Origin of the sequence: Photorhabdus sp. RM323S, from assembly GCF_042879375.1 — a bacterium.
GTDB lineage: Bacteria > Pseudomonadota > Gammaproteobacteria > Enterobacterales > Enterobacteriaceae > Photorhabdus > Photorhabdus tasmaniensis.
The window spans coordinates 1-15,152 of sequence record NZ_JBHFKZ010000074.1; the positions used below are offsets into that span (position 1 = coordinate 1).

At 52.6% G+C, this 15,152-nt stretch carries 1 protein-coding gene and 1 pseudogene; both read left to right on the plus strand.

Translation table 11 applies throughout. The annotated features are described in order from the left end of the window. Positions 1 to 14,363, plus strand: a 14,363-nt coding sequence (locus tag ACGF7G_RS20535; protein WP_387468002.1) for an amino acid adenylation domain-containing protein, incomplete at its 5' end; no start/stop codon positions are given. 325 nt (positions 14,364 to 14,688) lie between these two features. Next, positions 14,689 to 15,152 (plus strand): annotated as a pseudogene (locus ACGF7G_RS20540) (reverse transcriptase domain-containing protein); the annotation flags it as partial.

Genomic DNA, 15,152 nt, shown 5'->3' on the forward strand with positions numbered 1-15,152 from the left:
TGGCCCGCTACCTGCCGGACGGTGACCTCGAATTCCTGGGCCGTAACGATAAGCAGGTGAAAATTCGTGGTTTTCGAATTGAACTGGGGGAAATTGAAACCCGACTGACGGAACACCCGGCGGTACAAGAGGCGGCGGTGCTGGCATTGGATAGCGATCAAGGCAAACGGCTGGTGGCCTATGTGGAGGCGGAAGCGAATGAGAGATTGGCGGCTGATTTACGTGAATACCTGAGTGCCATTTTACCTGACTATATGGTACCGGCGGCTTTTGTGCGTCTGGATACCTTCCCGCAGACCCCGAGTGGCAAGTTAGATCGCCGGGCGTTGCCTGCGCCCGGGGAAGACGATTTTGCCCGTCAGATTTATGAAGCCCCACAAGGGAAGGCTGAAATCACTCTGGCGACCATCTGGCGTGAGTTATTGGGCATTGAACAAATCAGTCGGCATGACAGTTTCTTTGCGTTGGGCGGTCATTCCCTACTCGGCGTACAGATGATTGAACGTTTGCGTCATCTGGATTTGACTCTGACGGCGCGTGATCTGTTCCAGTCGCCGGTGCTGTCGGCATTAGCCCAAACGTTGGGACAGCATCAGGCTGTGATAGTCCCGCCTAACGTCATCACACCGACAACCACAGAGTTGACGCCGGAGATGTTGCCGCTGATTGATTTGACCCAGACTGACATTGACCGCATTGTCGGGCAGGTACCGGGGGGAATAACGAATATTCAGGATATCTATGCGTTGTCGCCGTTACAGGACGGTATCCTATTCCACCACCTGTTGGAACAGGAAGGTGACCCCTATCTGGTACTCTATCCGGTAGCTTTTGCTAACCGCGCTTTACTGGAGCGTTATCTGGCGGCGGTACAACAGGCGATTGATCGCCATGATATCTTGCGCACGGCTTTTATCTGGCAAGGATTGTCAGTCCCGGCGCAGGTGGTCTGGCGTCGGGCGCGGTTGCCCGTGACGGAACTGACCCTAGATCCAGCTGACGGTCCAGTCATCGACCAGTTAACCCGGCGTTTTGATCCTGCTCAGTATCGTCTTGACTTGCATCAGGCACCGCTACTGCATTTTGTTATCGCTCAGGAAACCGATGGTCGCTGGTTCTTATTGGAGTTGCAGCATCATTTGATTGGCGACCACGAAACGATGGAAGTCATGCACCGTGAAGTGCGGGCCTATTTTACCGGACAGGGGGATCATCTGCCTGCGCCGGTGCCGTTCCGTAATCTGGTGGCTGAGGCCCGGTTGGGAGTGAGTCAGGCAGCGCATACCCATTTCTTCACCGATATGTTGGCGGTAGTGGATGAGCCAACGTTGCCGTTCGGGCTGACAGGTGTGTATCGTGATGGATCTCAGAAGACAGAATCCCATCGGATGTTAGCTCCTGAGTTAAATGACCGTCTGCGCAGTCAGGCCCGGAGTTTGGGCGTCAGTCTGGCGGCGTTGTGTCATCTGGCCTGGGCGCAAGTGTTATCGCGTACCAGCGGACAGGAGAAAGTGGTGTTTGGTACCGTCCTGTTTGGGCGTATGGCCGTGGGGGAAGGAATGGGATTGTTCATCAATACCCTGCCGCTGCGGCTGGATATGGATGAGACCCCGGTACGGGACAGTGTGCGGGAGGCGCATCTGCGGCTGGCTGAATTGTTGGAGCATGAACATGCTCCATTGGCGCTGGCTCAACGATGCAGTGGGGTTGACAGTGGTACGCCGCTCTTTAGCGCCCTGTTGAACTATCGCCATAATGAGCAGCCCGATCCTTTGGATGAAACAATGGCCGGGATTGAATTCCTGGGCGAACAGGAGCGAACTAACTATCCGTTTGTGCTGTCGGTAGAGGATGGCGGTTCTACTCTTGGTCTGACGGCTCAGGTAGCGCAACCGTTTGATCCGGAAAGCCTATGCGGTTATATGCAACAGGCACTGGAGAGTCTGGTGGAAGCGCTGGAGCAAACCCCGGAAATGCCCGTTCGGGTATTGGATATCCTGCCGGAAGCGGAGCGTACTTTGTTGTTAGATACCTGGAACGCCACGGAAACCGTCTATCCTGATCAGTTATGTGTCCATCAGTTATTTGAACAACAGGTGGAGAAAACTCCAACGGCGACGGCGCTGCTCGCAGGTGATAAAACCCTAAGCTATACGGAACTGAATACTCGTGCTAACCGGCTGGCTCATCAGTTAATCGAACAAGGGGTGTGTCCCGGTGATCATATTGCGCTCCTATTAGAGCGATCGATAGAACTGGTGGTGGCCCAATTGGCGATTCTTAAAGTCGGCGCTGTTTACATGCCAGTTGATCCCAGTGTGCCGGATGAGCGGAAGAATTGGCTGATAAATGATTGTTCAGCTAAGTTGCTGATTACTGATGAACAATCTGAGATTCCGGTCGGCCTCTTGGTTCCGCTGTTTCGCCTCTCTGATGAGACAGACATGAATAGAGAGGAAGATTGTCCCAACCCTGATTTACCGCGTTCCAGCGCTGATTTAGCGTATATCATGTACACCTCTGGTTCCACCGGTACCCCAAAAGGGGTGTTGGTACCCCATCGTGCGGTGGTCCGGTTGGTCATCAATAATGGCTATGCCGAAATCGGCCATGATGATCGGGTTGCCTTTACAGCTAATCCCGCTTTCGATGCCAGCACATTTGAAGTTTGGGCTCCATTACTCAGTGGCGGGGCGTTGGTGGTTATTGACCGCGCCACGTTATTAACACCACAGGAGTTAGTACGGGTTTTACAGGCCCACCACATCACAGTGCTGTGGCTGACTATCGGGTTGTTTAACCGGCTGGCGGCAGAGTTATCCCCGGTTCTGCCGCAGATTAATATCCTGATTTTCGGGGGTGATATCCCCGATTTACATGTGATTGCTCAAGTTCTGGATAATCGCCCGCCGCAACAATTATTACAAGCTTATGGTCCGAGTGAGGGAACTACTTTTACCACTATGTATCCTATTGTGGCATTAGCGCAGGGAGTGACCCGGATCCCCATTGGTCGGCCGATAGCCAATACACGTATTTATCTGCTGGATGCTTACGGTCAACCGGTACCGACAGGGGCGATCGGTGAGATTTATGTGGGGGGAGATGGGGTTGCCTGTGGTTATCTTAATCGCCCTGACCAGACTGCTGAACGTTTTCTGACAGATCCCTTTAGTGATCAACCGAATGCGCGCATGTATCGGACCGGGGATTTAGCCCGTTATCTGCCGGATGGCAATCTGGAATTCTTGGGTCGTAATGATCAACAGGTTAAAATCCGCGGCTTCCGCATTGAACCGGGGGAGATTGAGAATCGTCTGGTGGAGCATTCGGCGGTGCGAGAGGCGGCTGTGTTGGCGTTAGGTGATGGGCTGGAAAAACGGCTGGTGGCCTATGTGGTGGCGAAAGCCCATGAGGGGCTGGTGGTTAGTCTGCGTGATCACCTGAGTGCCATTTTACCGGATTACATGGTGCCGACAGCCTTTGTGTGTCTGGATGGGTTTCCATTAACCCCGAATGGTAAGTTGGATCGCCGGGCATTGCCAGCACCGGACAATGAAGCTTTGGCCCGTCAGGTTTATGCTGCGCCACACGGAGAAACGGAAATGGCGCTGGCGGCAATCTGGCGTGAATTACTGGGGATCGAACAGGTCAGCCGGTATGACAGCTTTTTTGCATTGGGCGGCCACTCGCTACTCGCTGTACGGATGGTTGAACGCTTGCGTCACTTGGGTTTAACGCTGGCGGTGCGTGACCTGTTCCAGTCGCCAGTGTTGTTTGAATTAGCACAAACACTGAGGCAGCAACCGGTTATGGCGGTGCCGCCGAATGTGATTACGTCAGCGACGACGAAAATTACCCCGGAAATGTTGCCGCTGATTGATCTGACTCAGGCTGAGATTGATCGTATCGTCGGGCAGGTACCGGGTGGGATAGCTAATATTCAGGATATCTATGCCCTGTCGCCGTTGCAGGACGGTATTTTGTTCCACCACTTATTGGCAAGTGAAGGTGATCCCTATCTGGTGGTTAGTCAGATGGCCTTTGCTGACCGCTCTCTGTTAGACCATTATTTGGCGGCGGTGCAACAGGTGATTGATCGCCATGATATTCTGCGTACCGCCTTGATCTGGCAAGAGTTGTCAGTGCCGGCTCAGGTAGTCTGGCGTCAGGCATCCTTGTCGGTGACTGAGCTGGCGCTGGACCCAGCTGATGGCCCGGTTTGTGATCAACTCGTTCAACGTTTTAATCCCTGTCATTATCGTCTCGATTTGGGGCAGGCTCCGTTGTTGCGTTTTGTGGTGGCGCAGGAGACTGATGGATGCTGGTTGTTACTGGAATTGCAGCATCACCTGATTGGCGACCATACCGCAACGAAAGTAATGAACCGTGAAGTGCGGGCGTACCTTGCCGGACAAGGGAATAGCCTGCCTGACCCGGTACCGTTCCGCAATCTGGTGGCTCAAGCCCGGCTAGGGGGAGATCAGGAAGCGCATACTCGTTTCTTTACCGAGATGTTGGCGAAGGTGGATGAGCCAACGCTGCCGTTCGGGCTGGCGGATGTGCATCGTGATGGATCTCAGGAGATAGCATCCCATCTGCTGCTGACGGCCAGTTTGAACGACCGTCTGCGTAGTCAGGCCCGGCGTTTGGGTGTCAGTCTGGCGGCGTTGTGTCATTTGGCTTGGGCGCAGGTATTGTCGTGTACCAGTGGTCAGGAGAAAGTGGTGTTTGGCACCGTGCTGTTTGGGCGCATGGCGGCGGGAGAAGGGGCAGACAACGGCATGGGGCTGTTTATTAATACCCTGCCGCTACGGCTGGACATCGATGATACGCCGGTATGGGACAGTGTACAGGCAGTACATACCCGGCTGGCGGGATTGTTGGAGCATGAACATGCCTCACTAGCGCTGGCTCAACGATGCAGTGGGGTTGTCAGTGGTACACCCCTCTTTAGTGCCCTGATGAACTACCGCCATAATGAGCAGCTTGATCCTTTGGATGAAATAATAGACGGGATTGAATTTCTGGGCGAACAAGAGAGCACTAACTACCCCTTTGGGATGTCGGTGGAGGACGATGGCGCTACATTGGGGTTGATCGCTCATGTGGTGCGACCGTTTGATCCGGAAAGCTTATGCAATTATATGCAGCAGGCGCTGGAGAGTTTGGTAGAGGCCCTAGAGCAGGCCCCAGAGACGCCGGTACGAACACTGAATATCCTGCCTGAAACCGAACGCACATTATTACTGGAAACCTGGAACGCCACGGAGACCCCGTATCCTGAGGCGTTATGTATTCATCAGTTGTTTGAACAACAAGTGGAGCAAACCCCGGAGGCCACGGCACTGGTGTATCAAGAGCAGACACTGAGTTATGCCGAGTTGAACGCCTGCGCCAACCGGTTGGCCCATCAACTGATTACATTCGGCGTAATACCGGAGCAACGGGTAGCGATTTGCGTGGCACGCTCCCCCGCGATGGTGGTGGCGTTGTTGGCGGTGTTGAAAGCCGGTGGAGCTTATGTGCCGCTGGACTCAACTTACCCGCAGGAGCGTCTGACGTATATCCTGCATGACTCTGCCCCGTCAGTGGTATTGGCTGATGCGATCGGACAGGCCGCACTGGGTAGCGAGGGGCTGGCCGGGCTGACGGTAATTGATCCGAATATCCAGCCTGACCAACCGAACAACAATCCATTAGTGACTGCATTAACGCCGCAGCATCTGGCCTATGCGATCTACACCTCCGGTTCAACCGGGCAGCCGAAAGGAGTGATGGTAGAACATCAGGCTGTGTATCAACGTTATCTGGGGGTTAATGAACCCTATGCCATCACCGCGCAAGACCAGGTGTTGCAATTTGCGGCTTTTGCGTTTGATGTTTCAGTGGAAGAGTGCTTCTCGTCATTATGCAACGGAGCCACGCTGGTCATTCGTGATGATAGCTGGCTAGCTTCAATGGCAGAATTTATTGCTTTAGCCCGGCAAAGCCGTATCACGGTGATGTTTCTGCCGACTTTATTCTGGTCTGAACTGGCGGCCAGAGACGACGGATTATCGTTGCCGGAGTGTCTCCGGTTGATCATCATTGGCAGTGAGGCGGTTAAAAAGAACGCTATTCAGGAGTGGTTTAGGCAGGAAGGTCACCGACCCCAGCTATTGAATGCATATGGTCCGACGGAAAATACCGTGACGGCGACCTGTAAAGAAATATTATCCCCGGCAGACGATCGTTCTATCGGTCGACCGATTAGAAATACGCGTGTCTACCTGCTGGACAAATACAGCCAACCAGTGCCATTGGGCTGTGTGGGTGAAATGTATATTGGTGGCGTGGGGGTGGCACGGGGTTATCTGAATCGACTGACATTGAGCGAGGAACGGTTTATACCCGACCCCTTTAGTCCAGTGTCCAATGCGCGGATGTATCGCACCGGGGATTTAGCGCGTTATTTGCCGGACGGTGAGTTGGAATTCTTCGGTCGTAACGACCAACAGGTCAAAATTCGCGGCTTCCGGGTTGAACTGGGGGAAATTGAAACTCGGCTGGTGGAACACCCGGCGGTACAAGAAGCGGCGGTGCTGGCGCTGGATGATGAGCTGGGCAAACGGCTGGTCGCCTATGTAGCGGCACAAGCGCATGAGAGATTGACTGCTGATTTACGTGAACACCTGCACGCGGTTTTACCTGATTATATGATACCGGCAGCCTTTGTGCGGCTGGATAGCTTCCCGCAAACGCCGAATGGCAAGCTGGATCGCCTGGCGTTGCCTGCGCCGGGGGAGGCGGCGTTTGCCCGCCAAGTTTATGAAGCCCCGCAAGGGAAGATAGAAACGATGCTGGCGGCTGTTTGGTGTGAATTGCTGAATGTTGGGCAGATTAGTCGGCATGACAGCTTCTTTGCATTGGGCGGCCACTCCCTGCTCGCCGTGCGCATGATTGAACGATTGCGGCGTATTGGTCTGGGCGTATCAGTACAAACGCTATTCCAACATCCAACTCTCGGTGTTCTGGCACAGTCTCTGGTTCAGCATGATGAAATCCGGGTGCCTGACAACGGTATTACATCGGATACGACGGTGCTGACACCGGCGATGTTGCCGCTGATTGATTTAACTCAGGCTGATATTGACCACATCGTCGGACAGGTACCGGGCGGGATGGCGAATATTCAGGATATCTATGCACTGTCGCCGTTGCAGGATGGCATTTTGTTCCACCATCTGCTGGAGAGTAAAGGTGATACGTATCTGTTAGTCAGCCAGATGGTTTTTGCTGACCGGGCGCTGTTGGATCGTTATCTGGCGGCGATTCAACGGACCATTGATCGGCACGATATTTTACGTACCGCCTTTATCTGGCAGGGATTGTCAGTATCGGCGCAGGTGGTCTGGCGTCAGGCCCCATTGTCAGTGACTGAACTGGTTCTGGACCCGGCTGACGGTCCGGTCAGTGACCAGTTAACCCGGCGTTTTGATCCCGCTCACTATCGTCTTGACCTGAGCCAAGCCCCGTTACTGCGTTTTGTTATTGCGCAGGAAACGGATGGTCGTTGGTTGTTACTGGAATTGCATCATCACTTGATCGGTGACCATGAAACGATGGAAATGATGCACCGCGAAGTGCAGGCGTATCTGACGGGGCAAGAGGAGCGCTTGCCGGCACCGGTTCCGTTTCGCAATCTGGTGGCGCAGGCCCGGTTGGGTGTCAGTCAGGAAGAACACACTCGCTTCTTTACTGAGATGCTGGCGGAGGTGGATGAATCGACGTTGCCGTTTGGATTGACGGAGGTACGTCGTGACGGTTCTCAGGTGACGGAATCTCACCGGATGCTGGTTCCTGAGCTAAATGACCGTTTGCGTAGTCAGGCTAGACGTTTGGGTGTCAGTCTGGCGGCGCTGTGTCATCTGGCCTGGGCGCAGGTGTTGTCCTGTACCAGTGGTCAGCAGAGTGTCGTGTTTGGTACGGTGCTGTTTGGGCGTATGCAGGCGGGAGACGGTGCTGACAATGGCATGGGATTGTTTATCAATACCTTGCCGTTGCGGCTGGATATCGATGAGACCCCAGTGCGGGACAGTGTGCAGGCCGCCCATACCCGATTCGGCGGATTATTGGCGCATGAGCATGCTTCATTGGCACTGGCCCAGCGATGCAGTGGGATTGCCAGCGGTACACCGCTCTTTAGCGCGCTGTTGAACTATCGACATAATGCTTTGTCGGCAACGTCAGATGAACTGATAAACGGTATTGAGTTTCTTGACGCACAGGAGCGAACTAACTACCCGTTTGTGCTGTCGGTGGAGGATTTTGGTGAATCTCTGGGGCTGACGGCTCAGGTAGTGCAACCGTTTGATCCGGAAAGTCTATGCGGTTATATGCAACAGGCGCTGGAAAGTCTGGTAGACGCTTTGGAGCAAGCGCCGGAGACACCGATACGCGCCTTGAATATCCTACCCGAAACGGAACGCACGCTGTTACTGGAAACCTGGAATGCTACAGAGACCCCTTACCCTGAGGCGTTATGTATTCATCAGTTGTTTGAACAACAGGTGGAGAAAACTCCGGAGGCCACGGCACTGATAGCGGGAGATAAAACCTTCAGCTATATGGAACTGAATACATGCGCTAACCGATTGGCCCGTCAGTTAATCGAACAGGGGATTCGCCCTGATGACCATATTGCGATCCTGTTAGAGCGCTCAATGGAACTAGTGGTGGCCCAATTGGCGATTCTCAAAGCTGGTGCTGTTTACGTGCCGGTTGATCCCAGTATGCCGGATGAGAGGAAAAACTGGCTGATAAGTGATTGTTCTGCCCGGTTGCTGCTTACCGATACACGGACTGATATTCCGGCTAACTTGCTTATTCCGTTGTTGCGTCTCTCGGATGAGAAAAGTGCGAACAGAGAGCGAGATCGTATCAATCCTGATGTGCCGCGTTCCAGCACAGAATTGGCGTATATCATGTACACCTCCGGCTCTACCGGCACACCCAAAGGGGTTTTGGTGCGGCATCGTGCTATGGTCCGGCTGGTCATCAATAATGGCTATGCCAACATCGGACCGGAGGATCGGGTTGCCTTTACGGCTAATCCGGCTTTCGATGCCAGCACGTTTGAAGTTTGGGCGCCGTTGCTTAACGGTGGTACTTTAGTGGTTATCGACCGTGCTACCTTATTAACACCACAGGAGTTAGTACTGACTTTACAGCATCACCGCATCACGGTTCTGTGGCTGACTATTGGGTTGTTTAACCGGTTGGCGGCAGAGTTATCTCCCATTCTTCCACAAATTAAGATCCTGATTTTCGGGGGGGATATACCCGATTTACAGGTGATTGCTCAGGTTCTGAATAATCGTCCGCCACAGCAATTATTGCAGGCTTATGGTCCGAGTGAGGGAACCACCTTTACCACCATGTATCCTATCGAGGCGTTACCACAGGGAGCGACCCGAATCCCCATTGGCCGACCAATAGCGAATACACGAGTTTATCTGCTGGATGCTTATGGTCAACCGGTACCGCCAGGTGTGATCGGTGAAATTTATGTCGGTGGCGATGGGGTAGCCCAAGGTTATCTCAATCGCCCTGAGTTAACCGCTGAACGTTTCCTTATCGATCCGTTTAGTGATGAATCTGATGCGCGCATGTACCGCACCGGGGATTTGGCCCGTTACCTACCGGATGGTAATCTGGAGTTCCTCGGCCGTAATGACCAGCAGGTTAAAATCCGAGGCTTCCGGATTGAACCGGGAGAAATTGAGGCGTGTCTGGTAGAACACCCGGCGGTACGTGAGGCGGCTGTGTTGGCGCTAGGTGATGGACCGGATAAACGGCTAGTGGCCTATGTGGTGGCACCTGTGGATGACGGGCTGGTGAATAACTTACGTGCTCACCTGAGTAAAATTTTGCCTGATTATATGGTGCCATCAGCCTTTGTACGGCTGGATACGTTTCCGTTGACGCCGAACGGTAAGCTGGATCGTCGGGCGCTACCGGCACCGGACAGTGAAGCTGTTGCCCGTCAGGCTTACGTAGCGCCACAAGGCGAAACGGAAATGGCGTTGGCGGCGATTTGGCGTGAATTACTGGGGATTGAACAGGTTAGTCGGTATGACAGCTTCTTCGCGTTGGGCGGCCATTCACTGCTCGCTGTACGGATGATTGAACGCTTGCGTCACTTGGGGTTGACACTGGCGGCGCGTGATCTGTTCCAGTCTCCGGTGTTGTTAGATCTGGCTCAGAAGTTAGGACAGCATCAGGCTGTAATCGTGCCGGATAACGTGATCACCCCGGCAACTACGACGCTGACACCGGAAATGTTGCCGCTAATTGATTTGACTCAAGCTAACATTGACCGCATCGTCGGGCAAGTGCCGGGTGGGGTTGCCAATATTCAGGATATCTATGCGTTGTCGCCGTTGCAGGATGGTATTTTGTTTCACCACCTACTGGCAAACAAAGGGGACCCCTATTTATTAACCGGTCAGATGGTCTTTACTGAGCGGACTTTGCTGGACCGTTATCTGGCGGCGGTGCAACAGGTAGTTAATAGACACGATATCCTGCGTACCGCCTTTATCTGGCAAGGATTGTCAGTGCCCGCCCAAGTGGTTTGGCGTCAGGCATCCTTGTCGGTGACTGAGTTGACACTGAATCCAGCTGATGGACCGGTTAGCGGGCAATTGGCTGAGCGTTTTGATCCCCGTCACCATCGTTTAGACCTAAGTGAAGCCCCGTTACTGCGCTTTGTGGTAGCACAGGAAACCGATGGCCGTTGGGTTGTACTGCAATTGCTGCATCATCTGATTGGCGACCATACCACGCTGGACGTGATGAACCGTGAAGTACAAGCTTATCTGGACAGGCAGGAGGAGAGCCTGCCAACGCCGACACCTTTCCGCAATTTGGTGGCGCAGGCCCGGTTAGGGGTGGGTCAGGAAGCGCATATTCGCTTCTTTACCGATATGTTGGCCGGGGTGGATGAACCCACGCTGCCGTTTGGGTTGACAGAGGTGCATCGTGATGGTTCGCAGGTGACGGAATCGCAGCGGATGTTGGCTCCTGAGCTGAATGACCGTCTGCGTGGTCAAGCCCGGTGTTTGGGGGTAAGTCTGGCTGCTTTATGTCATTTGGCTTGGGCGCAGGTATTGTCGCGTACCAGCGGACAGGAACAGGTGGTGTTCGGTACCGTAATATTTGGGCGTATGGCAGTGGGGAAAGGGGTTGACAGCGGCATGGGGGTGTTTATCAATACCTTGCCGTTGCGGCTGGGTATGGATGATACGCCGGTGCGTGATAGTGTACAGGCAGTACATAGCCGGTTAGCGGGATTGTTGGAACATGAACACGCCTCACTGGCGCTGGTCCAGCGTTGTAGTGGGGTGCGGGATGGCGTGCCACTGTTTAGCGCACTGTTGAACTACCGACATAATGATCAGTCGGACCCTTTGGATGAAACGATAGACGGTATTGAATTCCTTGGTGCGCAGGAGTTTACCAACTATCCGTTTGCCTTGTCGGTGGAGGATTTTGGTGACGCACTGGGGCTGACTGCTCAGGTGATCCAGCCGTTTGAGCCTGAACGGGTATGTGGCTATATGCAACAGGCACTGGAGAGCTTGGCGGCGGCGCTGGAACAGACCCCGGAAACGCCGGTACGGACATTGAACATTCTGCCTGAAACGGAGTGTACGTTACTGTTGAACACTTGGAATGCGACGGAAACCTCGTATCTTAACCCGTTATGTATTCATCAATTGTTTGAACAACAGGTGGAGCAAACTCCTGACGCGACAGCGTTAATCTATGAGGAACAAACCCTTAGTTATGCCGAATTAAATGCTCGCGCTAACCGGTTGGCCCATCAGTTGATTGCGCTAGGTGCTGTGCCTGAACAGCGCGTGGCGATTTGCGTGACCCGTTCACCGGCGATGGTAATGGGATTGTTGGCGGTGCTGAAAGCTGGCGCGGCTTATGTGCCGCTGGATCCGGATTATCCGGGCGAACGCCTATCACATATTTTGGCCGATGTTTCACCGGTTATTTTGCTGGCTGATGTCGTTGGGCGTACAACGTTGGGCGAGAACGCACTGACCGGGCTGACAGTGCTTGATCCGAATACATTGCCTGACCAGCCAGACAGCAATCCACAGATACCTGAATTGACCTCACGGCATCTGGCGTATGTGATTTACACCTCCGGTTCGACCGGCACACCGAAGGGGGTGATGGTTGAGCATAGGCAACTGGTCAGTCAAATTACTTCGCTGAACACGAAGTGGTTATTTAATGCATCTGACCGCATATTACAATTTTGCAACCTTTCTTTTGATGTTTGTGTATCAGAAATATTTTGTGCAATAACACAGGGAGCACAATTAGTCTTAAGGACAAATCAATGGACCCTGAGTGCACAGGAATTCTGGCGTCTGTGTGAGTCTTATAAAATTACCTACATCGCAATACCTGCTCAATTCTGGCGGATAATATCAGATATTAATGAAGACGATATCTATCAGGGCTTAAGGATTATTTGCATTGGTGGGGAAGCAATACCTGATCATGAGTTACAACGTTGGCTATCGGTTTACGGTGAAAACCCTGTTCTGGTTAATTGCTACGGTCCTACAGAAGCCACGATTACCACGACGACATCCTGCCTAAACGAGGGCATGGGGCAGGCTAATGTCATTGGTCGTCCGCTGCCGAATACACGGGTTTACCTGCTCGACGTTCAGGGGCAGCCAGTACCGTTAGGCGCGGTGGGGGAATTGTATATTGGGGGGACTGGTGTAGCGCGGGGTTATCTCAACCGTGCTGAACTGACCGCTGAATACTTCCTGACTGATCCGTTTAGCGATAATCCAAATGCACGGATGTATCGAAGCGGGGATTTGGTTCGCTACTTGTCGGATGGCAATCTGGAGTTCTTGGGGCGTAATGATCATCAGGTGAAAATTCGGGGCTTCCGAGTTGAACCGGGTGAAATTGAGGCCCGGTTGGTGGAGCATTCTGCGGTAAGTCAATCTGTGGTGCTGGCGTTGGGTGAAGGGCAGGACAAACGCTTGGTGGCTTATGTGGTGGCGCAAGCGGATGAAAAGTTAGTGAATAGTTTGCGTACCCACTTGAGTGCCATTTTACCTGACTATATGGTGCCGTCAGCCTTTGTGTGTCTGGACGCTTTTCCATTGACGCCAAACGGTAAGTTGGATCGTCATGCGTTACCGGAGCCGGACAGTGAAGCGTTTGCTCGTCAGGCTTACGAGGCACCACAAGGCGAAACGGAAACCGTATTAGCAGAGATTTGGTGTGAATTGCTAGGGATTGAGCAGGTTAGCCGGTATGACAATTTCTTCGCGTTGGGCGGTCACTCGCTGCTTGCTATGCGAATGATGAATCTTGCCGCTGGCCGAGGTTTGATTTTTACATTGAATACTTTGTTCCAATTCCCTGGGTTGTCCGAATTGGCCGAAAAAATTACCTCAGATTTATTGTATCAGCCGCAAAGCCGCGCTATATCGGTGCGACCTGATGGAACAGGATTGCCATTGTTCTTTGTTCCCAGTGGCATGGGTGATTATTCTTATGTCTTCGGGCTGGCTCAACATATCCTGTCGGGCTACCCGATTTATGCGCTACCTTGGCCATCCATCAGTGAAGAACCGATGTTAACGATGGAAGAGCAGGCAGCTAGAATGATCACCTTGATGAAAGCTGTTCAACCAGCAGGCCCGTACCGGATAAGTGGCTACTCTTCTGGTGGGATATTGGCTTATGCCATTGTCCAGCGGCTTTTGAGTGCTGGCGAGCGGGTCGATTTCCTAGGGCTGATTGATACACCTGCGCCTTATTATTTTGGCAAAGAGGCCATGCAGTCCAAACATCATTTCTTTACTGAGCTGGCCCGGCAGTCAGGGGAGGCGTGCAAAGAAGAGATTGCGGCGTTATATCGGCGAATTGATGAGCTGAATTTGGTTCAGTTTATTACTGCGGCGCAAGAATTGGCGTTATATCCAGCAAACCTGCGTGCTGATGTGATTGCAAAATGTTGGCAGCAGATCGAACGTTACACACAAATAGTTACGAATTATGAGCCGCCAGCATTAGCAATAACGCTGCATCAGTTCTATGCGGTAGAACCTTCTCCCGCTGTTTCTTTTGTGATGGATGGAAATCCAGAGCTCGTGAGCATAGAACCGTCGTTAGGTTGGGAACGGGTAATGCCCGACACTTCACTTCAATTGATTGCTATTCCGGCTAATCATTTTAGTTTATTGGAGGATAATGAGAATAAAGCCACTTTAGCTCAGGCTTTGAATATGGCATTGATAACCAATTGCGATGGAGCGGTAGTGTAATACTAATATAATCAGTAGTATTGGATAATTTAACCTTGATATGATAATCCGGTATATGTTGTTTATACCGGATTGTTATTCTCAACTTAAAACCACGTCCTGCGGGCGTAATGCGTAAGGCTCCGGTCATCTCACCGTCTGGACCATGCACGCTACAACTTCCTTATCTTCATTTGGATACTGACACCATGAGCCACTTACCGTTATTATGCAGTGCTGGCTGTTGACCGGGATAGCATTGACGTCGCTGGTGACGGGAGTCTGTTTGATGCTTCACACTTACGAGGTTGATTTGTCAGCGGTTTATCACTGGTTGACCGCGTTTCCCAAGAAATCAGGTGGTGAACGCCTGCTGGGTATTCCCACTGTTGCGGATCGTGTTGCACAAATGGTGGTCAGACTCAATTTTGAACCGTTAGTCGAGCCGCATTTTATGCCGGATTCTTATGGCTACCGGCCAAATAAATCGGCGATTGATGCCATCAGGATCACAAGAAAACGTTGTTGGAAACAGGACTGGGTTCTGGAGTTTGATATCAAGGGCCTGTTTGACAATATTCGTCATGACCTGTTGATGAAAGCGGTGAGGAAACATACAACCCGTCCCTGAATTTGCCTGTACATTGAGCGCTGGCTGACAGCACTGATGGTGAAAGATAATGGGGAGGAGCTTTTACGGGAACAGGGGACGCCGCAAGGAGGAGTTATCAGCCCGGTGCTGGCAAATCTGTTCCTGCACTATGTTTTTGATATGTGGATGCAACGTCAGTTTCCCGGGGTCCCTTTCGA